This window comes from Ruegeria sp. N8 (assembly GCF_056531325.1).
The window spans coordinates 554035-577588 of the sequence record NZ_JBQFLQ010000001.1 but is presented as its reverse complement, the minus strand read 5'-3'; the positions used below and the strand labels follow the sequence as shown (position 1 = coordinate 577588).

Below are 23554 nucleotides of genomic sequence, written 5' to 3'. Positions count from 1 at the left end.
TTTGAGCGCCCAATTAGTCGGTAAAGCCTACTTTGCAGCACAATTTATTGTCGTGTCGTGCTGCGTTCTTTTCCCCCATTGCGGGTGCCTGACCTATGCGGTAGCAATAGACGAAATATTAATAGTGACGTCGGTAATGAGAATTTCAAAATTATTTGTGTATGGCTTCATTGCCGGTCTGAGCCTGCCAAACTTTGCCGCTTCCGAGACATATGCAGAATCGTTTGAATGTGTCTTCGGTAAAGGCCTTGTAAACCGTCCAACACCAACGCGAGTCGTTTTTTCAGTTGATGAAAGTCAACGTTCCGTTGTGCTCCACGAAGTTGAAATGCAGGGAATCAATACTCCGAAAACCTGGGCTTCGATCAACAGAACCAGCTATCGTCTACTTTCATTCAGTTGGTTCGGCGAGCCGTATACGTTTTCCGAAAACGGTCGTCGTACCAGGGTTGGCGACCCCAGAACCAAAGTTCTGGATATTGGGCGTCAAGAATTTTCAATCTTTTTGAATCGCCAGACTATGCGCGCAATTGCGAGTTCAAGATCCAATGTACAGACGTCCCATGATGGCAATGCGAACGGGACCTGCGTTGAGATTGAGTTTTCAAGTTGAATAGCGAAAGGGTTGGCAAGTGAGGCCAAATTCGAGCGCAATTGCTCTCATAGGTGCTTTATCCATCATCCCGGTCGCTTCACTCTCTCAAACTTTCAAAGAGACGTTCGAGTGCGATTTCGGTCCGGGTATTGTCGGCAGCCCTACGCCTCAGCATCTTGTCTTTTCAGTCGATGAATATGGCCGGTCTGCCTATCTTCACGAGGTGCAGCTGCCAAATGTCGATACACTGCCAGGGCACGCCCGCATCAAGCGCGACGGCGTCCGAAACCTGTCAATCGCGTGGTCCGGAAAAGACTATGTCTATTCTGATACAGGGCGCACTCTTTCTTCCAGTGCATCACGCTCGGACGTTGTTGATCTGAAGGATCAGGAGTTCGCGGTTTTCTTGGATCGCAAAAATATGAAAGCGACAGCCCGGTCGGAATCCTACCTTGCTGTATTTTCACGTACCGGTTTCGCAGAGGGGAATTGCAGAGCAGTTCCTACACCAAATTAACCAAATGAAGGAAAAACATAGATGAAAGTTGCACTCGTCGCGCTGGCATTTTCTATCGCCGGAACAATGGCTCAGGCGGAAATTGTAAACTATGACTGTGAATTGCATAGCATGGAAGCGCAGGGCTGGATTCCCCCTCGGGTATTGCTGAGCGTGGATGCCGACAACAAGCGCGCGCGCGCCTACGATGGGGCGATTGCCTCGTACAACGAATACAAAGGCTGGTCGGATGAAAAACCGATGGACACAAAATTCAAGGTCAACCGAAAAGACCAGTATCAGATGCAATGGAAAGTGACGCTGTCGACCAGCACGACCCAAAAGCTTCGGGTGTCCTACATGGCGCGTCTGGACCCGAAGACAAACAAGTTTGACATGACAGCCCGGTTTCCAATGGTGGACGTTGTAAACCGCCCCAGTGGTGTCGGACGGTGTAAACCGGTTCCCAGTCCGAACCTGTATTGAACGAAGGAACGTCAGATCGGCATTTAGCCGTTCAGAAGGAATGTTTGGAAACCGGTCAGGGCAGGGGCTGAGGTAAAGGACTGCAATCCGACCTCGGCCCCGGTCGCATCCTTGCAGGACTTATAGAATGACAAGAGTTGCGCCAGTGCTGCCATCCTGTCGGCGCGCTGCTCCTCTGGCAACAAAGGCGCGTGGGTCGACAGGTACAGGGCCGGACGGTGTTCCTCCAGAAATGATATCAGGCTGGGCAGCACGGTGAATTCGGCGCCCTCAATATCCATCTTGACCAGTGACACTTGGGACAGGTCATTCACCGCCTGGAATTGATCCCAAGCGATGGTCAGCGCGTCAGTACCATGAGCGCCATCATGCAGCAGCGAGCTGGTGGAATCGCCGGGCTCACCCCGGACTGATGCCATACGGGCGACGCCGAACTGATCCGACAAGGCCACCCCAAAGGCCGAGACATTGCGGATGTCATTCAGATCCAGGTTCCACGCCAGATAGCGGAACGCCGTGGGATCAGGCTCGAAACACCAGACCTGCCGTGCACGGCGTGCGCCATACAGAACCGTTGGCCCGATCCACGCACCGATATCCAGATAGTCGCGGTCGGGTGAAAGGTGCTCATCCAGAACCGCGAATGTCTCTGGCTCCCACTTTCCTGCAGTTGCCTTGCGCCAGAATTTCGAGTGATAGGGATCCAGGTGAAACGCTTCACCATTCAGGGACCCAGCATAGTACCCGCGGGCGCGGTAAAACATCTTGCGCGCCTGTGTAAGCATCGCGGACCTTTCGGTTTTGTGATCTCTGCCCTTGACCTATGGCCGTTGCCAAAGCATTTAACCTTTGGAACCGCAACAATCATTTCAACAGGGGGCCGAGATGGCTTTTGAACTTCCTGATCTTCCTTATGCACATGACGCACTGGCAGCCAAGGGCATGTCCGCGGAAACATTGGAATATCACCACGACCTGCACCACAAGGCCTATGTCGACAACGGCAACAAGCTGATCGCTGGCACCGAATGGGACGGCAAGTCGCTGGAAGAGATCATCGTGGGCACCTATGACGCAAATGCTGTCGCCCAGAATGGTATCTTCAACAACATCAGCCAGTTGTGGAACCACAACCAGTTTTGGGAGATGATGGGCCCCGGCGACAATGCCATGCCCGGCGAGCTGGAGAAGGCTTTGGTTGAGAGCTTTGGCTCGGTCGACGAATTCAAATCGCAATTCAGCGCGGCAGGTGCCGGTCAGTTCGGCTCGGGCTGGGCATGGCTGGTCAAGAACGCTGACGGCTCGCTGGCTGTCACCAAGACCGAAAACGGCGTGAACCCGCTGTGCTTTGGCCAGACCGCGCTGCTGGGTTGCGACGTTTGGGAGCACTCCTACTACATCGACTTCCGCAATAAGCGTCCGGCCTACCTGACCAACTTCCTGGACAATCTGGTCAACTGGGAAAACGTCGCCTCGCGGATGTAATCGGCTCATCGGTTATACGTTTTGAAAGGCCTGCTTGCGTAAGTGAGTAGGCCTTTTTCGTTACGTGACAACTGCTTAAGGTTATAGGGGTTGCCGCAGCAGTTCTTTCGATGACTGTTTGAGCCCAAAGAAGACGTTTGGATCAAGCGCCGCGAATGACTGCATCAATGGTGGTTCAAACGATCTTCCACACTAGGCAAATACGAAATCGTCAGCACTTATTCCGACTACTCCCAGCAGTGTAATTTCGTCTAAGTCTAAAGCAGTGCCATCAAGGTCGATGATCGTGTTACCGTCTATCTCTTGAATATTCAGCGACAAGAAGTCTGTCTCGGCAATACCATAGCCGGAAATGTCCAGTTTATCTTTACCCACTTCAAAGTCATGGACGGTATCTAGCCCACTATTCGGGTTAAAAACGAAACTATCGGCTCCTCCCACGGCCTCGTCAAAGAGAGAACCATCTCCCCAGAGGTCGTCGTTTCCAGCCCCTCCGATAATGATATCGTTCCCTCCGACAGTGTCTCCGTATAGGTTCGGAGCGTCGCCAACGATCAGGTCATCGTCTGCTCCGCCGTTCAGAATATCGTCAGAGCTCTGGCCAGAACCAACTGCCCAATCCGTATCTCCGAACAAATAGTCGCCACCATCACCGCCCGAGATCGTGTCATTCCCATACAGTCCGACGACCACGTCGTTCCCGCCACCCATTTCGGCGACATCGTCCAAGTCAGTGAGAATAACATCCTCGCTGACATCGCTGCCAATAACATGAACCGGAGCCTGTTTTCCCTTGGCGGAAAAAAAATCGAAGTGAGGAACATTCTCCTCTTCAGTGAAAAGGTGATCTATAAAGCTATCGAAATTCTTTTTTGACGCAAGCACGCCTAAGTCAACTACAGAGCTTTCGCTATCGTTTTTCGGTGGTTTTCGCGGCATTGTATTTCCTTCGAAGATGGAAAGGAATTGCTTCTGCCTGATCTGCCTTCGGCTAACGGTATAGCATCGGTGTGATTGCGTCTACCGGCATTGATTTCGGACGGCCGGAGCTTGAGGGTTTCACGTACCTGTCAAAGTTCAGAAATAGTCTTTGGAAATTTGAGAATGTGGGCTTAAGGCTTTCCTCGACTGACAGAGATGCGCGCAATGTGAACAATGATTTCCAGACAACATGCTGCGCAATCTGTTTTTCGGCTCACGTTTTAGCATTTGGATTTGTTTGACGTCTGCTCTCTTGCTGACCGGTAATTTCCCGCCGATAAATTCGAATTAATCTGAATGCGTATTGTACGGGCCGCTCTAGTCCCTAGCTATATAGAGCGGAGGGAGAGAACCGCCAATCTACTAAAAACACTTAAGCAGCGTGCCGAAAAACCGTTGGTACGCAACGGGATGCCTATGTCTGTTGAACAAGGGATGGTCACATAAAACCATAGCAGGAGAAAACGATGGTTGCACTTTCACAGGGAACTTGGATTGTCATCGCAGATGGCGAAAAGGCTTTGTTCATGGAGAATATCACCGATGCCGAAGACCCCAATCTGATGGTTGTCTCCGTTGAAGAAACCGATGGGGCCAGCAGCAAGCCCTCGGACCGGGCGGGACGGCGGGCGGATTCGGGTCCGAACCAGAAATCTGCCGTTGAAGAACCCAAGTGGAAAGCGCATGCGAAATCCCTGTTCGTGCAGGATGTGGCCAATCTGTTGAACCGCAAGGGGCTGAAAGGCGCGTATAAACGCCTTGTTTTGGTCGCCAGTCCGCATGTTCTGGGCCTGTTGCGCCGTCGCCTTCATGGAGAGGTGCTGAGTAAAGTGGTCGCCGAGGTCGACAAGACGTTGACAAATCATCCGCTCCACAAGGTCGAACAGGTGCTGATCAATCGTTTGAAACCAGCGACTTAAGCGGAGTTTTGAAAGCAGGTGACGTGGTCGCCTGCTTACCCTTTGCTGGGGTCCAACAAATGCCGCAGATTTGTCATGGCTGCATCCGGCCCATCGACCCATGTGATGAAAACACCCAGCGATGCATCAGCAAAGCCCTGACCTATGACCTGCTGCACAAGATCGTGCAGCGCGTCCCAGTAGCCATCCACATTTATCACCAGAATGGGTTTGTCATGCAGGCCCAACTGCCGCCATGTCAGCGCCTCGAACAGCTCGTCAAGCGAGCCAGGGCCGCCGGGCAGCACAACGACCGCATCCGCGTTCATGATCATGACCTTTTTGCGCTCGTGCATCGTTTCGGTCACGACAAAGCGGGTCAGATCGGTCTTGCCAACCTCGCGTTGCAGCAGGTGCACGGGGATGACGCCGAACGTGTCGCCACCAGCGTCCTGCGTGGCGCGGGCAACCTCGCCCATCAGACCTACATCTCCGGCGCCATAGACCAGTCGCCAGCCTTCTTGTGCCAGCAACTGTCCGAACCGGTGTGCAGCCTGCGCATAAGCCGCATTAATACCATTGCGTGACCCGCAATACACACAGACAGATTTCTGGGTCATTATATAGGCTCTCCGGGGTTGTATCTGGGGTTTTGACCCCTGATAGCGAGATTGATAGATTGGCTCAACCGTCAGGCAGAATGCGTGGAAGTCAAAGCATTTGCGCTGCGGAGTGGAAGGAAAAGAATGGACGATCAGTCTGGACGCGAAAGCTCCGGTACTTTCACCTGGGGGGTGATCGCCGGAATAGTGGTTTTGATCGGGGCGGGCGGGGCCTATCTGTCCGGCGCGTTCGATCCTGTGGCCGAAGACCCTGCGCCACAAGCAGAAGCCAACCCCGAACAGCCCGCGCCGACCGAAAGCGCGCAAACGCCGGCCGCGGTGGAGGAACCGGCTGCGTCCGAAGAACCCGTTGCTTCAACGCAGCCCGAGACGACCGCACCGTCAGAACCGGAAGTGGCTGAGGATGCTGCGCCGGCTGAGGCTGAGCCAGCACCGGAAGACGTGGCCGAGGCCGCGCCTGAGACAATCCCGCCCAGCCTTGATCAGATCTTTGTCGAGCCCGACGGTAACGCGGTGCTGTCGGGCAATGCCGAGCCGGGCTCGGTGGTGCGAGTGCTGCTGGATGGTGAAACGGTGCACAGTTTCACCGTGGATCGCAGCGGGCAGTTTGCCGAATTCGTCCTGATCCCGTTTTCCAGTGCGGCGCGTGGTTTGACGCTTGAAACCGATGGGCAGGATCAGCCCGTGCGCTCGGATGACTACCTGATCGCAGCCTTGCCCAAACCTGTGGTGGAGGCTGAACCGGTCCAGGATGAACCCCCGGCGACGGTGCAGGAAGACGATGCGCCACCGGCGGATGAAGGCACACAGATTGCCGAGAACACTGCGTCCGAGGAAGAACAGGCTGCTGAAGTTCCGGAAGAACCAGCGGCGGATGAGCAAACCGCCGCAGTGGAACCAGAGCCCAAAAAAGAGGAACCGGAACAGCAGGTTGCAATCCTGCGTTCAGGTCAAGATGGGGTCGAGCTGGTGCAGCCTGCAACACCTCAGGAAGACGCGGATCAGGTGGCACTGGATACGATTGGGTATTCCGACACTGGAGATGTGGAGCTGACCGGGCGTGTGCCGGATGGCTCGGTCGTTCGGCTTTACCTCAACAATAAGTTGGTGGATGACCTGCCGCCTGCCGATGACGGCAAATGGCGCAGTGAGCTGGAGGATGTCGATCCCGGCGTCTATACTCTGCGCGTGGATGAGGTGGGCTCTGACGGCACCGTTGTCAGCCGGCTGGAGACGCCGTTCAAACGCGAACCGCTGGAGGTTCTGCGCGCGGCCGAGGCGTCCAACGCGGCCGCAGCCGCGGCTGCGGCCCCGGCTATCCGGTCCGTTACCGTGCAAGAGGGTGATACGCTCTGGGCGATATCGAGGGAACGTTATGGTGACGGTCTGTTGTTTGTGCGCGTGTTTGAGGCCAACCGCAGCGCCATCCGAGACCCCGATCTGATCTATCCGGGGCAGGTCTTCACCATTCCTGAATAATCCTGTACCTCTGGCCCTCTTGGGTCAGGGGCCAATCTCTGACCGCAGTTCTGGTACGTGATGAGACGAGCAGCCCCTATGCAATCCGCAGATATGCCTGAAACCGACGAGCGACGGTCGGGTTGGCGCACGATCCGCAAGGTCGCGCCCTACCTTTGGCCGGATGATGAGCCTTGGGTGAAACGGCGTGTTGTGATCGCCATGGCAATGCTGGTGCTGGCCAAGGTGATCGCGGTGTGCACACCCATCCTTTATCGCGATGCGGTGGACAGCCTGGCCGGAGACGGCGTGCCGCCGCTGGCGTTGGGGGCCGTCGGACTGACCATTGCCTATGGCATCGCACGCATGATGAATGTTGGCTTTCAGCAGCTGCGCGACGCGGCCTTTGCACCCGTGGGTCAACGCGCCCTGCGAGCCTTGGCGCTAGAGACCTTCCAGCACATACACCAACTCTCGATGCGCTATCACGTGACCCGCCGCACCGGCGGCCTTAGCCGCATCATCGAGCGCGGTGTGAAAGGTGTCGAGTTTCTTTTGCGGTTCCTGCTGTTCTCCATCGGGCCGTTGATACTCGAACTGTTGCTGGTCGCGATCATTCTGATGTGGCTGTTCGACGTGTGGTATCTGGTGGTGGTAGCCGTCACCATCGCGCTTTACATCTGGTTCACCTTTGCCGTGACCGAATGGCGGGTGAAACTGCGCCGGGAGATGAACGATCAGGACACCGAGGCCAATCAACGTGCCATAGACAGCCTGCTGAACTTCGAAACCGTCAAATATTTCAACGCCGAAACGCGCGAAGCTGAACGCTATGATGTGTCTATGAAGGCCTATGCGGGGGCAGCGCTCAAGACGGCGTATTCGCTGGCTTTTTTGAATTTCGGACAGTCGTTCTTGATCACTTGCGGGCTGATCGGGGTCATGGTTTTGGCCGCAATCGGCGTGCAGAATGGAGCGCTGACGGTGGGTGATTTCGTCATGGTCAACGCCTACATGATCCAAATCACCGTGCCGCTGAACTTTTTGGGCACGGTCTATCGTGAGATCCGGCAGGCTCTGGTCGATATGGGGCAGATGTTCGATCTGCTGGAACAACCCGCCGAGGTGACGGATAAGCCCAATGCGCCCGCGCTAAAGGTGACGGGTGGCGAGGTGACGTTGCAGGATGTGCGCTTTGGCTATGACGCAGACCGGGAAATCCTGAAGGGTGTGTCGCTGACCGTACCGGCGGGGCAGACGGTGGCTATCGTTGGGGCGACAGGTTCGGGCAAATCCACCATTGGACGGTTGTTGTTCCGCTTCTATGACGTGACAGGTGGGGCGCTGAAGATTGACGGGCAGGATGTACGGGATGTCTCGCAAACCAGCCTGCATTCTGCGATCGGCGTGGTGCCGCAGGACACCGTCCTGTTCAACGACACGATCCGCTACAACATCGCCTATGGCCGCGATGGCGCCACGCAAGAGGATGTTGAGGCCGCCGCAAGGGCTGCGCAGATTCACGACTTCATCGTGACCCTGCCCGAAGGCTATGACACGAAGGTCGGCGAACGTGGCCTGAAGCTGTCGGGCGGAGAAAAGCAGCGCGTCGGGATCGCACGTACTTTGCTCAAGAACCCGCCGATCCTGTTGCTGGACGAGGCGACCTCGGCGCTGGATACAGACACCGAGCAGGACATCAAAGATGCGCTAGCCCGCGCGGGCGAAGGGCGCACGGTTCTGACCATCGCCCACCGTCTGAGTACCATCGCCGAAGCGGACCGGATCGTGGTGCTGGAACAAGGTGAGATTCTGGAGCAGGGCACCCATGACGAGCTGCTGGAACGTCAGGGCCGCTACGCCCAGTTGTGGAGCCGTCAGCAATCGGATGCCCAAGCTGCATAACCTGTTATACTGCCCCCAATGGTTAGAGGTCTGGTGATGCGTATTGCTTTGAAACTGGCAGTTGCCGCAATTGTTCTGAGCGCGATGCCAGCGCTCGCGTCAGATGATCCGATTGTCGGAGTGTGGAAGACTGAACCGGACCGCAAGAACCTAACCTCGCATATCAAGATCACTGCGTGCGGCGACAAATTCTGCGGTCAGATTCTGTCGGCCTATGATTCCTCGGGGAAAGAGGTGCAGACGCCCTATATTGGCAAAAAGCTGTTCTGGGACGTGTCCAGCCAAGGCGGAGGTAGCTATGGCGGCGGTGAGTTCTGGGTGCCGTTGATCAATGTGGACGCGGTACCGCAGATGACCTTGCAGGGCGATACGCTCAAGGTCAAAGGGTGCGAGCATCATATCTGCGCGCACCAGTCCTGGACCCGGTTATAAGGGCTTTCCGGCGGTTGACCCAGTTCTATTCGGCAGCTTTCAGCGGTGGACCAGGCGGATGACCCGGTTTCTGATCGCGGTCATCTGCCGTTGAATCATCCCAAACCATTTCGGACGCTTGCGCCTTACGGGCAGCACGCCGGATCGCGACCTCTTGCGCAAGCGGGCTGTTCTCACCCGCCGTGACGCGCATCAGCAACCGGCTTAGCCACAGGGCGTAGGTCGTGACCCAGACGCGCAGCGCCAGCATCGAGGGCGTTACGATCAGCGTCAGCACCGTTGCAATGCCCAGCCCGAACACGACGGCGGTGGCCAACTGTTTCCACCACAGCGCAGTCGGGCTGTCGATCGAGTAGCCACCGTTGATGAAATCCAGCGACAGGCCGAACATCATCGGCGTCAGACCGGCCATGGTGGTCAGCGTGGTCAGCAAGACCGGGCGGATACGGGATTCGGCGGTGCGTATGATCGCCTCGATCCGGGGCATATAGCTGCTGTATTCCTGATAGGTGTCGATCAGAACGATATTGTTGTTCACCACAATCCCGGCCAGAGCCACGATGCCCGTCCCGGTCATAATGATCGAGAAGGGCTGTTGCATCACCATCATGCCGATCAGCACCCCGGTGGTCGACAGGACCACCGCCAGCAGCACCAGCACCGAGTTATAGAGCGAGTTGAACTGCGCCAGCAGGATCACAAACATTAACCCCAGCGCCCCCAGGAAGGCATTCGCCAGAAAGGCTCCGGATTCGGCCTGTTCTTCCTGATCTCCGGTCCATTCCCAAGCAATCGCGGGACCAAACGGATCGCTATCCAGCCACTCGGTCAGCAGCGCGATGCGCTCGTTCGGTGTCACGGGCCGGTAGGTCGCGGTTTCAGCCTGGGACAGCAACTCTTGCATATCCGCAGCGCCGGTTAGTTGCACGACCTCATAGGTCTTTCCATTGCCCCCTTCGAACGTTCCGAGTGACGAGGACGCACCGTCCAGAACCTCGCGAACCAAGGCAAGACGCTTGTCTTCGATGCTCTGTCCTTCGCTGTCGGTCGACATGGCGACCATATCGACCAAACCCGGTTCCACATCCGCCTTCACATCATAGTAACGCTGCTGGTCGACGCGATTGATCTCGGCCAGTTTGGCGACAGGTTGGCGGGTCACAAAGTTAGACAGGGGCACCAGACCGTCCGCTGTGCGCACTTTCAAGGTATCCAACGTTGACAGCACGCGGTCATCTTCGGGCAGTCGGACGCGAATTTCGATCTCTTCATCGACCGTGTCGGGGCGCATTTCGCCCAGCAGTAGGCCGCGGGTCACAAGCTGAACCATGGCACCGACGGTTGCCACATCCGCGCCAAACCGGCCCGCTTTGGCAACGTCCACGTCGATCTGCCAGTCGATACCGGGCAGGGGCAGGGTGTCTTCGATCTTGATCAGCCCCGGCGTTTCGTCAAACACTCCGCGTGCGGTTTGCGTGGCAGCAGTCAGCTCAGGCCAACTGTCGCCCTTCAGGCGCAGGTGTACCGGCTTGGCCGAGGCCGGGCCCTGTTCCAGCGGCAGAATCTCGACCACGATGCCGGGAATAGTAGCCAGTTCGGCATTCAACTCGTCCAGAACGACATCGCCGTCAAACTCTGGCGCGATGGTCTGACGGTCCAGCAGACCAAACAGGATTGGCTCGGAAATGGTTGGGCGATCCTCCCATGGGATGATCTCGAACTGAACGCGGCCCACGGTGTCAGCGGGGGCCTGCGCGCCGCCATTGTTCTGCGTCAGGCCACCTTCTCCAGCGAAAGAGAACACATTGACCACAGCGGGGTGCGATCCGATGATCCGTTCGGCATCTAGAACCATCTGGTCCATTTCAGCCAGGGATATGTTGCCACGGGCGCGCACATAGGCAGTGGCTTGTTCGGGTTCGTTTTCGACAAAGAACTCGACCCCGCGATTGTTGTTGCCATAGGCGATCATGACCATGACAACAGCGGCACTTACGACAAGAATCGACACCACCGGCATGATCGGATTGCCGACTAGAAACTTGATCACATGGCCAAAGCGAGTGTGTTCGCGGGCGGTGTGCACATGCGGGTCCGGCGCGCGTTCAATCCGAGCGGCGCTGAGCGTGACAGAGCCGGCAAACGCCCCCAGCGTGAACAGGATGGCCCCGAATACCAAACCGCCCGAGCTGCCAGCAGGCATCAGATAGGCCGGGTTCAGGACCTGCATGGCCCCCATAAAGATTAGCAGCAGTGCAGGCGGTACAAGCGCGACACGTGCGCGCCATGACAAACGGGCACGCAGCCAATCTGCGGCATGGTCAAACACACGGCTCAGACGGCCAGACACGCCGCCCATCACGGGTAGGTAGATCAGCGCAACGATCAGTGAGGCAGACAGAACAAAGATCAGCGTGACCGGCAGCATGCCCATGAACTCACCCGGTACGCCGGGCCAGAACAGCATGGGCAGGAAGGCACAGAGTGTGGTCGCAGTAGACGACACGATAGGCCAGAACATGCGTTGCGCCGCCTCGACATAGGCATGCATGGGCCCGACGCCATCTTTGATGCGCTTGTCAGCATATTCCACCACAACGATCGCGCCATCGACTAGCATCCCCACCGCAAGGATCAAGCCAAACATCACGATGTTGGAAATACTGACGCCCATAACGGCAAGGAAGGCAAAACACAGCAGGAATGAGGTCGGGATCGCAAACCCCACCAACAGCGCCGCCCGCGTGCCCAGCGAGGCCAGAACGACGATCATCACCAGCGCAATCGCCGTCAGGACCGAGCCTTCAAGCTGGCTGACCATCGAGCCAACGATGCGGCTCTGATCGTTCGAGGTGCCCAGTTCGATCGTGGCGCGCATCTGGTCGGGCCATTTCGCCTGAGCTGTGGCAATGGTCTTTTTGACGTCCTCGACCGTGTCGATCAGGTTGAAGCCCTTGCGCTTGACCACTTGCAAGGCGACGGTGGATTCGCTGTTAAACCTTGCGGTGCCTTCGCGGTCTTCGAAAGTGTAGTTGATCTGCGCCAGCTCGCCCATGGTCACGACCCGGTCGCCATTGACCTTGACCGGCAGGTCGTAGACATCCTGCGCCGTTTTGAACGACGAGGGGATCTTGACCGAGAATGTACCCTGTGCGGTTTCGACCTCACCTGCGGCGATCAGTTGGTTGTTGTTCTGAACGACGTTGATCAGTTCTGCTGCGGTGACGTTGTAGGCCTCAAGACGCAGGGGGTCGATGATGACCTCCAGCAGTTCGTCCCGATTGCCCGCGATACCGGCCTCAAGAACCGAATCCATCGCTTCCAGATCGTCCTGCAAGTCCTTGGCGACGCGCGCCATTGTGCGCTCGGGTACCGCGCCGGTTAGGTTGACGATGACGATGGGGAATTCGGAAAAGTTGATCTCTGTCAGCGAATATTGCTCGGCCCCTTCCGGAAATTCGGCCTGAGCGCTGTTCATCGCATCGCGCACATCCGCCATGATGGCGGTCTTGTCCCAGCCAAAATCAAATTCCAGCGCGACCCCGGCATAGCTTTCGGCGGCGGTCGAGGTCATCTCTTTCAGACCATCAAGATCGGCCAGCTCGGTTTCCATCGGCTTGACCAACAGATTCTCAGAATCTTCCGCCGAGATGCCGGGGAACTGAACCGAGACGAACAGGGCCGGGATCTCGATATCCGGCTCGCCTTCTTTGGGCAGACCAATATAGGCATAGCCGCCAATCACCAGCGAGATGGCGATAAAGGCCAGGACCATCCGGGCCCGGCCAGCGGCCCAGCTGACGATTCCGGTCATTCGGTCAGGTTCCTGTAGGTGGGGGCGACTTTCACACCCGCAGTCACAAATTCCTGCCCGATCACGATGATATCCACCGTTTCAGGCAGGCCATCGACCCAGACGCCTTCGGACGTGTCACGCAACAGTTGGATCGGCTGGAAGGCGACAATGTTGCCCGCCGCAATGGTGCGCACGCCGACTTGCCCCTCACGGCTGAGGGTCAGGGCCGATTGCGGTAGCAGGTGCGCCTTGGTGCCTTCGGACGCGATACGGATATCTGCCGTCTGGCCATCGCGGATTGTCAGATCAGGGTTGGGGACGGTGATTTCCACCTCGAATGTCCGGGTGGTTTCGTCCGCGGACCGGCTGAGAAAGCTGACCCGGCCAGCCACCTGAAGGCCTGTAACCAGTTGCGCCGTCGCCTCAGACCCGACAATCACGCGGTTGACCTCTGTCTCGGGTACAAAGCCCACCAGCTTAATCGGGTCAAGCTGAATCACTGTGGCGCATAGCGAGCCGGGCAGCATCAGACTGCCAAGTTCGGCAGTGTCGCTTTCCAGTAGGCCTTTGAACGGGGCCTCGATCGTTTGACGGTCGATCTCGCGCCGGGCCGCTTCGACCTCGGCAATGGCGGCTTCGATACCGGCGCGCGTGGCTTCCAGACCGGCCTCGGCAGTTTTGATACCCGCCTCGGCGGTGCGCATGGCGGCCTGACTGGCAACCCGCCGCGTTTCCGACCCAAAGCCAGTTTCCGACAGTCTTTGCGCGGCGGTTAGGTTGATCTCGGCCTCGGCCACCAATGCGTAGGCTTCTTCCAAGCGGGCTTCGGCCTCGGGGATGCGGCTTTCGGCCTCAAGCTTGGCGGCCATTGCCTCGGCCAGACTGGCCGGGCGGGTGCCGGGATCCAGTTCACACAGCAAATCCCCGGCCTCGACAAAGGTGCCTTTGCGCTTGGGTTCCGAGATAACGGTCGAGGTGGTTTCGGCCAGAACTTCGACCTGACGATTGGCTTTTGTTTGGCCCCGCAGCGACACAGCGCTGTCAATCTCGCGTGCGACTGAACGCAGGGCAACCACGTTGACGGCGGACTTGTCCGAAGCATCTGATGTTGGTTCAGGCGACTCGGTTGCGCTTGTTTCGTCGGCTTCGGCCCGCCCTGCGAATGCAAACAACGCATCGCGCTCGAACACCAGCAGGAACAGTGCGACTGTTACCAGAACCGCATTTACCAGCGAAATCAAGCGCATAAAGGGTTTCTCCCAGAAATTTTCGCCAAGATGGTGTTGACGCACGTACTTAAATGTGGGGCTGATTATGCAGCTTTTCCACGCTAAACTGAATAGTTTGGTTCACTTTTTTCCGCAAGCCTGTGCCGCCTAGTGGGAAATGTGCGAATTCGGACCCTTGGCTTGGCAAATGTGGCGGGTTATGACATGGCGCCATACACCACGGATTACAGCCCCGGAGGGCAGGGATGAGCGACACCGACAGTTTCATTGATGAGGTGACCGAAGAGGTCCGCCGGGACCGTCTTTACCTGCTGCTGCGGCGCTGGGGCTGGGTCGGTGTGCTGGCCGTGGTTCTGATCGTCGGCGGCGCGGCCTTCAACGAGGTGCGTAAGGCGCGGGCAACCGGACAGGCCCAGGATCTGGGCGACTCGATTCTAGCGGCTCTGGCGTTAAACGACTCGGCGGAACGTGCTGCTTCCCTGTCGGAGGTTGAGGCGGCGGCGCCAGGTGGAGATGCAGTCCTGAATATGTTGCTGTCGGCGTCCCAGGTTGAAGCCGGGTCCGAGGCGGATGCGGTTGCAAGTCTGAACACCATTGCGGTGCAGGGGGACCTGCCTGAGATCTACCGGGCGATTGCGGCTTTTAAAGCCTTGTTGCTGCAAGCGGATAGCCTGCCCATCGCAGACAGACGCCAGCAATTCGAAGCCTTGGCTGCGCCGGGTGCGCCGCTGCGCTTGCTTGCGGAGGAGCAGTTGGCGCTGCTGGATGTGTCTGAAGGCAATGTCGACGCGGCGATTGCGCGGTTGCAAGCGCTGCGCCAAGATGCCGAGATCGGTGTTGACCTGCAACAGCGTGCTGCGCAACTGATTGTAGCCCTTGGGGGTGAACCCGAACCGCTGATAGCCCGGCAGGGCTAATCCGGGGCGGAACACATATTGGACAGGCGAGTGCGCAATATCATGGTAACAAGTCTATTTTCCCGCGTCGGAGCGTCGGTCGCAGTTCTTTCCCTGACAGTACTGGCTGCCTGTCAGGAAGCCGAGGTGATCCTGGTCGGCCCCCGTGAGGATATCCGCCCCGCTGCGGATTCCGAGGCGGTTGAGACACGTGGAGCCAAACCTATCAGCCTGCCGGCCCAGCAAGCTAATGTAAGCTGGCCGCAAAGTCCTGGCACAGCGGCGTTCCGCACCACGCATGCGCAATTGCGCGCGACTCCGCAACGGGTATGGTCGAATTCCATCGGTAAGGGGGATTCGCGCAAACAGCGCATCACAGCCGAGCCTGTCGTAGCAGGCGGTTTGATCTACACTCTGGATTCTGGCGCCAACGTCACCGCGACATCCGCACAAGGCGCAACTGTCTGGAGCGTTAATCTGATCCCTGCACAGGATGGCGACGCGGACGCCACAGGCGGTGGCTTGGCCTATGCTGATGGTGTTTTGTATGTGTCATCCGGGTTTGGTCGCCTTACCGCGCTGGATGCCAGAACCGGCGTAACCCGCTGGCAGAAACGGTTGAACGCCACCGGCAGCGGCGCGCCTTTGGTGAATGGCGGCTTGCTGTATCTGGTCGCCGGGGATGAGACCGGCTGGGCCGTGGATGTCAAAGACGGGCGGATCGCTTGGCAGATTCAAGCCACGCCGAGCGTCGGAAACGTCCTGGGTGCGCCCGCTCCGGTAATCGCGCAGGAATTTGCCGTGTTCGCCTTTGGCTCTGGCGATGTGTCGGCCACGTTCCGTCGTGGCGGCATCCGCCGCTGGAATGCCTCGGTGGCCGGTGGGCGCCGTGGACGCGCGGCGGCGCAGATCGTTGATGTCACCGGTGGCCCGATGGTGGTGGGTGACACGATTTATATTGGGAACCACTCGGGCCGCACCGTGGCCTTTGACGCGGATTCCGGTGAGCGAAAGTGGACCGCCGATGAAGGCGCAATTGATACGGTTTGGCCTGCGGGCAACAGCATTTTCCAGGTCAGCGACCGCAGCCAGCTGATCCGTCTGGACGCAGCGACTGGTCAGGTAGTCTGGGCGCAGGACTTGCCAGGCTTCGTAAAGGACAAACCCAACCGTCGTGGTCCCATAGTGGCTCATTACGGCCCGATTCTGGCCGGAGGGCGCATCGTAATCGCCTCGAATGATGGCTACCTGCGCTTCTTTAATCCCGTCGATGGCGCGCTGGTCAACCGGGTCGAGGTCCCCGGCGGGGCCACCACTGCACCCGTCGTGGCGGGGCAGACCTTGTATGTCGTATCGACCAAAGGTGATCTACACGCTTTCCGTTGACGAAAAGATGCGCTAAAGGGCGCGTCTGAGTCTTGAAAGTTGAACGTCATGTCACTGACCCTCGCCATCGTGGGGCGCCCGAATGTGGGCAAATCCACCCTTTTCAACCGCCTTGTTGGTAAACGTCTGGCCTTGGTCGACGACCAGCCCGGCGTGACGCGTGACCTGCGCGAGGGCGAAGGGCGTCTGGCCGATCTGCGTTTTACCGTGATTGATACCGCCGGGCTTGAGGACGCCACCGATGACAGCCTGCAGGGCCGGATGCGTCGACTGACAGAACGCGCTGTAGACATGGCGGATGTCTGTCTGTTCATGATCGATGCGCGGGTTGGCGTGACACCGACCGATGAGCTGTTTGCCGATATCCTGCGCAAACGTTCGAAACATGTGATCCTTGCGGCGAACAAGGCCGAAGGCTCAGCCGCCGATGCCGGTGTGCTTGAGGCGTATAACCTTGGCCTTGGCGAACCCGTCCGACTGTCGGGCGAGCATGGCGAGGGGATGACGGACCTGTATACCCAATTGATGCCTCTGGCTGATGCAGCCGAGGAGCAGGCCGTCGATGACGCTCCCCAGACCGATATCGAACTGGATGAGGATGGTGAGGGCGAAACCCCTCTGATCACCGCGGCCAAGCCGCTGCAGGTGGCCGTTGTGGGGCGCCCGAATGCCGGGAAATCCACCCTGATCAACAAAATCATGGGCGAAGATCGTCTGCTGACCGGCCCCGAGGCCGGGATCACCCGCGACGCGATCAGCCTTCGGGTAGACTGGGCCGATCCGGATGGCGACAGCACGCCGATGCGGATTTTCGACACGGCAGGCATGCGCAAAAAGGCCAAGGTGCAGGAAAAGCTTGAAAAGCTCTCGGTTTCCGACGGGTTGCGCGCGGTGAAGTTCGCCGAGGTCGTGGTGGTTTTGCTGGATGCAGCAATTCCATTTGAGCAGCAAGACCTGCGTATCGCCGATCTGGCTGAACGCGAAGGTCGCGCGGTCGTCATCGCAGTGAACAAATGGGATATTGAAGAGGACAAGCAGGAGAAACTGCGCGACCTCAAGGAATCCTTTGAACGGCTGCTGCCGCAACTGCGCGGCGCGCCTCTGATCACGGTGTCCGCCAAGACGGGCCGGGGTCTGGAACGTCTGCGTGCGGCCATCCTGCGTGCGCATAATGTGTGGAATCGCCGTGTGCCCACGGCTGCGCTGAACCGCTGGCTGACTGCGATGCTGGAACAGCACCCACCGCCGGCACCGCAGGGCCGCCGGATCAAGCTGCGCTATATGACGCAAGCCAAAACCCGCCCGCCGGGGTTTGTGGTGATGTGCTCGCATCCCGACAAGATGCCCGAAAGCTATAACCGCTATCTGATCAATGGCTTGCGCGAGGATTTTGACATGCCCGGTACGCCCATCCGCCTGACATTGCGCGGCCAAGGCGACAAGAACCCCTACAAAGGACGGCGTAAGAAAAACGCCGGTGCTTTGGCCAAACATCTCAAAGGGCGCGCGTAACCTCGCCAAATCGCAGCATTTTCGGCTGAGGGGCGTGACAGGCCCCAAACTGCACGCTAGCATTCACTGGCGTGCATTTGTTTTCGCGCGTGCGGGTTGCATGTGAGAATTCCACGCTTAATTTCAAATTGATATTAAACCGGGCCATCGTGAGGGGCGGGCTGGATGGATCTAAGAGAATACACGCGACAATATGCGGTGCAGGACAACCGGCTGGCGGCTCTCAGTTATTTTGGGACTTTCGCGGTGTATTTTGCATCGCTTGCGCTGGCCATCGCTTATGTGGATCGCTGGTATATTATGGTCCCCGCCGGGATTGTTTTCGCATTTGCCGCCGTGCGCCTGTATGTCTTGCAGCACGATTGCGGCCACCATTCCCTTTTCGAAACACGTCTACAAAATGAATGGGCCGGGCATGGGCTGTCACCTTTCACCTTTGCCCCGTTCGAAGTGATGAAGCAGAACCACAATCTGCACCATTCCGGAATCGGAAACCTGGAACATCGCGAAACCGGTGAAATTCACACGATGACAGTACGCGAGTGGACTAAGGCGGACTGGAAAACCCGTTTGTTCTATCGCCTTTACCGCAATCCGTTCATCCTTGTCCCAGTGGGCGCATTGTTCACCTATTTCATCCGTTATCGCTGGCCCAAGAACACGATGCGGTTCGGTGTGACCGGTGTCGTTCTGCACAACCTGTCTATCATCGTGTTTCTGGGGCTGCTGTACCTGATAGCGGGCAGTACCGGCATTCTGGTGTGGCTTGTCTTCTCTTTGTTGGGTGGGATGCTGGGCGTATTCCTTGTATATCTCCAGCATAATTTTGAGGATACCTATTGGGATCGGCGTCCTGACCTGGACCCTAAACTGGCGGCTTTGCAGGGGTCGTCCGCATTGGATTTCGGTTGGTGGTTCGACAACGCGGTGGCCTGCATTACGTTGCATGACATCCACCATTTCAACGCGCGTATCCCGTCTTACCGACTGCGGGAATGTCACTACAACCTACCGCCCGAATACACGCCGCGCCGGATCAAGTTCCCCGAAGCGGTGGCGGCATTGAACCTCAAACTGTGGGACGAAGACGCCAAACGCCTGGTGCCGTTCCCAAAGAAACGACAAACAGCCAACTTGGCCCATAGCAGTTAGGTCTGGGATCATACGGCTTGCGGATCTGTATATTCAGTGTATATACATCTGCTTGGAGATACAGAAAGGACAAGGAATGACCTCAGTGACCGACGTTAAAGGTGTGGGCGAAGCGCTAGGACAAGCGCTTACGGCAAACGGTTTTAGAACCGCAGAAGCCATCGCCAAGGCAAGCCCTGCCGATCTGGTCAAGGTCCCCCGAATTGGTGTCGCGCGTGCGCCGCTGCTGATCGCTGCAGCGAAAGAGGCGATTTCGACCAAACCAGCCGTCAAGCCGGCTGCCACCAAGCCAGCCGCACGCCGAACATCGACGCGCAAACCGGCGGCGCGTAAACCGGTCGCGCGCAAGACGGTGGCCGCTGCCGAAAAAACGGCTGAGGCGGCGGCCCGCAAAGCGGCCGAGGAAAAAGCAGCCGCAGATGCCGCTGCAGCCAAAGCACGGAAAAAAGCCAAGGCCAAAGCCAAAGCGGAAAAGGCCGCCAAAAAACGCGCCGAGATGGAGGCCGTGTTCTCGAAAGCCAAGGACAAGGTGAAGGCAAAGGCGAAGAAGGACAAAAAGTCCAAAAAGGACGACAAGTCCAAGGACAAGAAGAAAAAAGACGACAAGAATAAAGACAAGAAGAAAGAAAAGAAAAAGGCGAAGAAGTAACCCTTCCTCGCCTTTGAGATTTGCGAACCGGCGGCTGTGGCGCGCCGGTTTTCTTATGCCAAGCTGCCGTCCAGTTGCAGTGTCAGCTTGCCACCAAGATAGGGAGCCAGCACCTTGGGCAGGGTGACGGTGCCGTCGGCGTTCTGGCCGTTTTCCAGCACTGCAATCAGGCAACGCCCCACCGCCAGACCCGAGCCGTTCAGCGTGTGGACATATTCTGGCTTACCCCCGCCTTCGGGACGAAAGCGTGCGTTCATGCGACGAGCCTGAAAGTCTCCACAGGTCGAGACCGAGCTGATCTCGCGGTACGTATCCTGACCGGGCAGCCAGGCTTCGATGTCATAGGTGCGGCGCGCGCCAAAGCCCATGTCGCCGGTACACAGGATCACGGTGCGATAGGGCACGCCCAGCTTTTCCAGAATCCCTTCGGCGCAGCGCAACATGCGCTTCTGCTCGTCGTCGGAATTGTCCGGATGCGCGACCGAGACCATCTCGACCTTCTCGAACTGGTGCTGACGCAGCATCCCGCGCGTATCTTTGCCGGCAGAACCGGCCTCGGACCGGAAGCACAGCGAATGCGCGGTATAGCGGCGGGGCAGGTAGTTTTCCTCGATCAGCGTGTCGTTGACGATATTGGTTAGCGAGACCTCGGACGTCGGGATCAGCCACCAGCCTTCGCGCGTCTGATAGCTGTCTTCGCCGAATTTCGGCAGCTGACCAGTGCCCTGCATCATTTCCGACAGAACCAGAACGGGGCCGTTGACCTCGGTCAGGTCGTTCTCGTTGATATGCGTGTCCAGCATGAACTGCGCCAGCGCGCGGTGGATGCGTGCGACGCCGCCGGACAGCAGCACAAAACGCGAGCCGGACAATTTCGCGGCGGTCTCGAAATCCATGCCGTTTTGCACGGCGTCGATTTCAAAATGCTCTTTCGGGGCAAAGTCCAGTTCGCGTGGGGTGCCCCAGCGATTGACCTCGACATTGTCATTTTCATCCGCGCCTTCGGGCACGTCCTCGGCAGGCAGGTTGGCGATGCGGATCAGCTGGTCTGTCAGCAGAGCGTCCAGATCCTTGGCTTCGGTCTGCATTTGGGCGATCTCGGCCTTTTTCTCGGCGACTAGCCCGCGCAGACGTTCGAACTCGGCCTCATCGCCGCGCGCTTTGGCGGCGCCGACCTCTTTGCTGGCCTTGTTCTGTTCGGCCTGAGCGGTCTCAGCTGCCAGAATTTTCGCACGGCGGCTTTCGTCCAGCCGAAGCAGGTCCGACGACACCGGCGCGTCCCCACGGCGCGCAAGGGCGGCGTCGAAGGCGGCGGGGTTTTCGCGAATGGCGCGGATGTCGTGCATGTCTCAGATCCTTGAATGCGTGAATCACTGAGACCGCTTATGCACCATCTGAAAGGCAGGGTGTAGCACCGGTTACGACTTATCCGCGCCCTCGTGGGATTCATGCGCCAGATGGCCATCCCATTCTCCGACCGGGATCTTGGGTTCGGGTGGATCAGCCATGTAAGATGGGGTCATGATCTGTACGCCGTTTTCATTAAAAACGGCCACGATATTGCGGTGCAGGTCGGATCGGATCTTGGGAATGATGCTGCCCCGCGTGCTATAGCCGTTGATCTGGTAATTGATCGCGTAATCGGCCAAAGCCGTCCACAAAACAAAGGGTTCGGGCTTGGCTTTGATCCCTTTGGTTCGGCGGGCGGCCTCGATCAGCATGGCCTCGACCTTTTCGGGCGGTTCCTCATAGCCGATGCCGACAGTGGTGTGCAGTAACAGCCCGCTGCCATCGGTTTTCTTGGAAAAATTCACCACGTCCGAGTTCATCAACTGCGCGTTGGGGATCGAGATCAGTTCGTTCTTGATGGATTTCAGATGCGTCTCCATCAGCTTGATCTGCACCACGTCGCCAATGTGATCGCCAATCTGGATGCGGTCCCCAATCGAGGTCGAGCGGCGATAGATCACAAACAGCCCCGCCAGCATGTTTGAAACGACCGAGTTTGCGCCCAGCGACAGCATTGCGCCCACCAGAATGGTCAGGCCTTGAAAGGCAGCCGAATCTGATCCCGGAATGTAAGGAACGGCAAAGACCAGCGCGATCAGGATGACGACGACACGCGCGATGTTGAAGGTTGGGCTCACCCAATGTTTCTCAAAATCCCCCAGATCGAAGGACCCGGCCTCAACGGCGTCAAAGAACACCCGCATGCCCCGAATGATATAAACCGTGACCCAGCTGATTAGACCCAGCATGATCAAGTTGGGGATGTAACTAAGGATGCCCTTGAAGATCAGTAGAACAGGCTCAGTCAGGTAAGTCAGCAGAAGCTGCGCGAAGTACCGTGTTTCGGCAAAGGCGAGTAGGACGAAGGACAGATAATAGTAGAAACCCAGAAAGAAGATCACCAGCAGGACGAAATTCAGGGTATATCGAACCAGTGCGGCAATCGCTTCAGCCTGAACGCTTTTTGCGGTGGCGTTTTCCACGTCCTTCAGATGCCGTTGTACGAATTTCAGCGTTTTGCGTCTGATCCTGCGATGCAGCCAAAGGATGATGGCTACAAAGACACCAAAGCCTATTGTCCATGCGGTGGCTTCGATCGCTCCGGAAACTCGCGCTTGATCAGTTCGATTGGACCTGTAGGCCAAGATAGCTTGCTCGATGGCCTCGCCATGGAGAAAACCGAGAACTTCCAGTTCAATCTGCTCGAGTTCCGCGTCGGCGACCGTCACAACCGATACCGAAAGTCCGTCGACCAGTATGCGTGTACCGAGTTCAGTATCCTCATAAGTGATTGTGACTTCAAGGTTATCTGAAGCTTCGGCCGCTTCTATTATTTTTTCCTGTACTGCTTCGGCGCGTTCCGATGCTGGTAGTGCGCTGGAACCACGTAAGAAAAACAGAGTATCGCCGTCGACGATAACGGGTGCTTTGAAGGTCTCGGATTGTTCTTCGTTTTCGACAGGTGCTTCGACAGTTTCCTGACCAGAAGCAGGCGCCGCACAAAGGCCAACCCACAGGGTCGTGACCAGTATCTGAAGTAGCAATCCCAGTTTCAGATGAATGTGCGCCATTGGACCTCCCGCGGTTCAACTATATCGACGCAAGCGCTTGTTTCTAGGACTTAACTGCAACGCTTGGCCAAATCTTTGCGCATTATCTGAGTTTCGGTGCAAAAACCTGTACCGCCATTCCTTGCAAACAGTCAGTTCAAAGAATAGGTTCTCGCAAAATTTGCGGGCCCTCCGCAAACACCAAACCAAAAGGAATATCCCATGGAAGGTGGCGCAATCGCCCAGTTTCTCCCGCTGATCCTGATCTTTGCGATCATGTATTTCCTGCTGATCCGTCCTCAGCAGAAAAAGATGAAGGAACATCAGGCCATGGTCGAAGCTGTGCGCCGGGGTGATCAGGTGGTCACGCAGGGTGGCCTGATCGGCAAAGTGTCGAAGGTCAAGGAAGGCGAGAACGAGATCGAGGTTGAACTGGCCGAGGGTGTCAAGGTTCGCGTCGTCAAATCGACCATCGCGCAGGTTCTGAACAAGACTGAACCGGCGAAGTAACGTCG

Annotated in this window: 20 protein-coding genes; 13 read left to right on the top strand and 7 right to left on the bottom strand. The window is 57.5% G+C overall.

From position 1 onward, the window contains the following. Nucleotide 1 precedes the first annotated feature (1 nt). Both ACR0C5_RS02915 and ACR0C5_RS02910 read left to right on the top strand, forming a co-directional pair. Nucleotides 2-613, top strand: a complete 612-nt coding sequence (locus ACR0C5_RS02915; RefSeq protein WP_480874418.1) for a hypothetical protein — start codon at nucleotides 2-4, stop codon at nucleotides 611-613. Nucleotides 614-1133: 520 nt separating this feature from the next. Continuing rightward, a complete protein-coding gene (locus ACR0C5_RS02910) occupies nucleotides 1134-1577 on the top strand; it encodes a hypothetical protein (RefSeq protein ID WP_170788866.1) in 444 nt (147 codons plus the stop codon). Nucleotides 1578-1600: 23 nt separating this feature from the next. Here ACR0C5_RS02910 and ACR0C5_RS02905 read toward each other — a convergent pair whose 3' ends face one another. Continuing rightward, nucleotides 1601-2341, bottom strand: coding sequence for an FkbM family methyltransferase (locus ACR0C5_RS02905; RefSeq protein ID WP_480502603.1), 741 nt, complete (start codon nucleotides 2339-2341; stop codon nucleotides 1601-1603). A 121-nt stretch (nucleotides 2342-2462) separates the two neighbouring features. Here ACR0C5_RS02905 and ACR0C5_RS02900 point away from each other — a divergent pair, with 121 nt between their 5' ends. Continuing rightward, entirely contained in the window at nucleotides 2463-3062 is a 600-nt protein-coding gene (locus ACR0C5_RS02900; protein WP_480502602.1) for a superoxide dismutase, read from the top strand. A gap of 192 nt (nucleotides 3063-3254) precedes the next feature. Here ACR0C5_RS02900 and ACR0C5_RS02895 read toward each other — a convergent pair whose 3' ends face one another. Continuing rightward, the gene (locus ACR0C5_RS02895) at nucleotides 3255-4001 is read right to left on the bottom strand and encodes a calcium-binding protein (protein ID WP_480874414.1); all 747 of its coding nucleotides are present in this window, start codon (nucleotides 3999-4001) and stop codon (nucleotides 3255-3257) included. 509 nt (nucleotides 4002-4510) lie between these two features. Here ACR0C5_RS02895 and ACR0C5_RS02890 point away from each other — a divergent pair. Beyond that, nucleotides 4511-4963: a host attachment family protein gene (locus ACR0C5_RS02890; RefSeq protein ID WP_480874412.1), complete on the top strand. Its 453-nt coding sequence runs from the start codon at nucleotides 4511-4513 to the stop codon at nucleotides 4961-4963. 35 nt (nucleotides 4964-4998) lie between these two features. Here the strand turns inward: ACR0C5_RS02890 and ACR0C5_RS02885 are convergent, their stop codons facing one another. Further along, a complete protein-coding gene (locus tag ACR0C5_RS02885) occupies nucleotides 4999-5562 on the bottom strand; it encodes an LOG family protein (RefSeq protein WP_480874410.1) in 564 nt (187 codons plus the stop codon). A 126-nt stretch (nucleotides 5563-5688) separates the two neighbouring features. On the opposite strand from ACR0C5_RS02885, the gene ACR0C5_RS02880 reads away from it, so the two are divergent. The 3 genes from ACR0C5_RS02880 to ACR0C5_RS02870 all read left to right on the top strand — a co-directional run bounded on the left by ACR0C5_RS02880 (nucleotide 5689) and on the right by ACR0C5_RS02870 (nucleotide 9360). Next, nucleotides 5689-7044 carry a LysM peptidoglycan-binding domain-containing protein gene (locus ACR0C5_RS02880; protein WP_480874408.1) on the top strand — a complete coding sequence of 452 codons (1356 nt, stop codon included), beginning with the start codon at nucleotides 5689-5691 and terminating at the stop codon, nucleotides 7042-7044. Between the two features lie 78 nt (nucleotides 7045-7122). Then, the gene (locus ACR0C5_RS02875; protein WP_480874406.1) at nucleotides 7123-8928 is read left to right on the top strand and encodes an ABCB family ABC transporter ATP-binding protein/permease; all 1806 of its coding nucleotides are present in this window, start codon (nucleotides 7123-7125) and stop codon (nucleotides 8926-8928) included. A gap of 36 nt (nucleotides 8929-8964) precedes the next feature. After that, nucleotides 8965-9360, top strand: coding sequence for a DUF2147 domain-containing protein (locus ACR0C5_RS02870; protein WP_480874404.1), 396 nt, complete (start codon nucleotides 8965-8967; stop codon nucleotides 9358-9360). A 25-nt stretch (nucleotides 9361-9385) separates the two neighbouring features. On the opposite strand, the gene ACR0C5_RS02865 is transcribed toward ACR0C5_RS02870, so the two are convergent. Beyond that, entirely contained in the window at nucleotides 9386-13174 is a 3789-nt protein-coding gene (locus ACR0C5_RS02865) for an efflux RND transporter permease subunit (RefSeq protein WP_480874401.1), read from the bottom strand. Continuing rightward, nucleotides 13171-14403: an efflux RND transporter periplasmic adaptor subunit gene (locus ACR0C5_RS02860; protein WP_480874400.1), complete on the bottom strand. Its 1233-nt coding sequence runs from the start codon at nucleotides 14401-14403 to the stop codon at nucleotides 13171-13173. The genes ACR0C5_RS02865 and ACR0C5_RS02860 overlap by 4 nt, the downstream gene beginning before the upstream one ends. Before the next feature lie 227 nt (nucleotides 14404-14630). Between ACR0C5_RS02860 and ACR0C5_RS02855 the strand changes: the two genes are divergently transcribed. The 5 genes from ACR0C5_RS02855 (at nucleotide 14631) to ACR0C5_RS02835 (ending at nucleotide 19980) form a co-directional block, all read left to right on the top strand. Continuing rightward, nucleotides 14631-15302 carry a hypothetical protein gene (locus ACR0C5_RS02855; protein WP_170770408.1) on the top strand — a complete coding sequence of 224 codons (672 nt, stop codon included), beginning with the start codon at nucleotides 14631-14633 and terminating at the stop codon, nucleotides 15300-15302. A 42-nt stretch (nucleotides 15303-15344) separates the two neighbouring features. Further along, nucleotides 15345-16667 (top strand): PQQ-like beta-propeller repeat protein, encoded by a 1323-nt coding sequence (locus ACR0C5_RS02850; RefSeq protein ID WP_170770409.1) that lies wholly within the window; start codon nucleotides 15345-15347, stop codon nucleotides 16665-16667. Between the two features lie 48 nt (nucleotides 16668-16715). Beyond that, complete coding sequence (gene der / locus ACR0C5_RS02845; RefSeq protein ID WP_480502593.1) at nucleotides 16716-18179, top strand: ribosome biogenesis GTPase Der; 1464 nt, start codon at nucleotides 16716-16718, stop codon at nucleotides 18177-18179. 165 nt (nucleotides 18180-18344) lie between these two features. Next, entirely contained in the window at nucleotides 18345-19331 is a 987-nt protein-coding gene (locus ACR0C5_RS02840) for a fatty acid desaturase (protein WP_170770413.1), read from the top strand. A gap of 76 nt (nucleotides 19332-19407) precedes the next feature. Further along, nucleotides 19408-19980: a helix-hairpin-helix domain-containing protein gene (locus tag ACR0C5_RS02835; protein ID WP_170770415.1), complete on the top strand. Its 573-nt coding sequence runs from the start codon at nucleotides 19408-19410 to the stop codon at nucleotides 19978-19980. Nucleotides 19981-20033: 53 nt separating this feature from the next. On the opposite strand, the gene serS is transcribed toward ACR0C5_RS02835, so the two are convergent. Both serS and ACR0C5_RS02825 read right to left on the bottom strand, forming a co-directional pair. Beyond that, on the bottom strand, nucleotides 20034-21326 hold the full coding sequence (gene serS / locus ACR0C5_RS02830) for a serine--tRNA ligase (protein ID WP_480874395.1): 1293 nt from the start codon (nucleotides 21324-21326) through the stop codon (nucleotides 20034-20036). Between the two features lie 72 nt (nucleotides 21327-21398). Continuing rightward, nucleotides 21399-23060, bottom strand: a complete 1662-nt coding sequence (locus tag ACR0C5_RS02825; protein WP_480874392.1) for a mechanosensitive ion channel family protein — start codon at nucleotides 23058-23060, stop codon at nucleotides 21399-21401. 201 nt (nucleotides 23061-23261) lie between these two features. Here ACR0C5_RS02825 and yajC point away from each other — a divergent pair, with 201 nt between their 5' ends. Next, complete coding sequence (gene yajC, locus ACR0C5_RS02820; protein WP_170770420.1) at nucleotides 23262-23549, top strand: preprotein translocase subunit YajC; 288 nt, start codon at nucleotides 23262-23264, stop codon at nucleotides 23547-23549. Nucleotides 23550-23554: the final 5 nt, after the last annotated feature.

What these genes read in the sequence shown, in the direction of transcription:
- ACR0C5_RS02895 (WP_480874414.1), bottom strand. Translation starts at nt 4,001, where the DNA reads ATGCCGCGAAAACCACCGAAAAACGATAGCGAAAGCTCTGTAGTTGAC.
- yajC (WP_170770420.1), top strand. Translation starts at nt 23,262, where the DNA reads ATGGAAGGTGGCGCAATCGCCCAGTTTCTCCCGCTGATCCTGATCTTT.
- ACR0C5_RS02870 (WP_480874404.1), top strand. Translation starts at nt 8,965, where the DNA reads ATGCGTATTGCTTTGAAACTGGCAGTTGCCGCAATTGTTCTGAGCGCG.
- ACR0C5_RS02900 (WP_480502602.1), top strand. Translation starts at nt 2,463, where the DNA reads ATGGCTTTTGAACTTCCTGATCTTCCTTATGCACATGACGCACTGGCA.
- ACR0C5_RS02850 (WP_170770409.1), top strand. Translation starts at nt 15,345, where the DNA reads ATGGTAACAAGTCTATTTTCCCGCGTCGGAGCGTCGGTCGCAGTTCTT.
- ACR0C5_RS02880 (WP_480874408.1), top strand. Translation starts at nt 5,689, where the DNA reads ATGGACGATCAGTCTGGACGCGAAAGCTCCGGTACTTTCACCTGGGGG.
- ACR0C5_RS02875 (WP_480874406.1), top strand. Translation starts at nt 7,123, where the DNA reads ATGCAATCCGCAGATATGCCTGAAACCGACGAGCGACGGTCGGGTTGG.
- ACR0C5_RS02865 (WP_480874401.1), bottom strand. Translation starts at nt 13,174, where the DNA reads ATGACCGGAATCGTCAGCTGGGCCGCTGGCCGGGCCCGGATGGTCCTG.
- ACR0C5_RS02860 (WP_480874400.1), bottom strand. Translation starts at nt 14,403, where the DNA reads ATGCGCTTGATTTCGCTGGTAAATGCGGTTCTGGTAACAGTCGCACTG.
- ACR0C5_RS02840 (WP_170770413.1), top strand. Translation starts at nt 18,345, where the DNA reads ATGGATCTAAGAGAATACACGCGACAATATGCGGTGCAGGACAACCGG.
- der (WP_480502593.1), top strand. Translation starts at nt 16,716, where the DNA reads ATGTCACTGACCCTCGCCATCGTGGGGCGCCCGAATGTGGGCAAATCC.
- ACR0C5_RS02825 (WP_480874392.1), bottom strand. Translation starts at nt 23,060, where the DNA reads ATGGCGCACATTCATCTGAAACTGGGATTGCTACTTCAGATACTGGTC.
- ACR0C5_RS02835 (WP_170770415.1), top strand. Translation starts at nt 19,408, where the DNA reads ATGACCTCAGTGACCGACGTTAAAGGTGTGGGCGAAGCGCTAGGACAA.
- ACR0C5_RS02905 (WP_480502603.1), bottom strand. Translation starts at nt 2,341, where the DNA reads ATGTTTTACCGCGCCCGCGGGTACTATGCTGGGTCCCTGAATGGTGAA.
- ACR0C5_RS02855 (WP_170770408.1), top strand. Translation starts at nt 14,631, where the DNA reads ATGAGCGACACCGACAGTTTCATTGATGAGGTGACCGAAGAGGTCCGC.
- ACR0C5_RS02885 (WP_480874410.1), bottom strand. Translation starts at nt 5,562, where the DNA reads ATGACCCAGAAATCTGTCTGTGTGTATTGCGGGTCACGCAATGGTATT.
- ACR0C5_RS02890 (WP_480874412.1), top strand. Translation starts at nt 4,511, where the DNA reads ATGGTTGCACTTTCACAGGGAACTTGGATTGTCATCGCAGATGGCGAA.
- serS (WP_480874395.1), bottom strand. Translation starts at nt 21,326, where the DNA reads ATGCACGACATCCGCGCCATTCGCGAAAACCCCGCCGCCTTCGACGCC.
- ACR0C5_RS02910 (WP_170788866.1), top strand. Translation starts at nt 1,134, where the DNA reads ATGAAAGTTGCACTCGTCGCGCTGGCATTTTCTATCGCCGGAACAATG.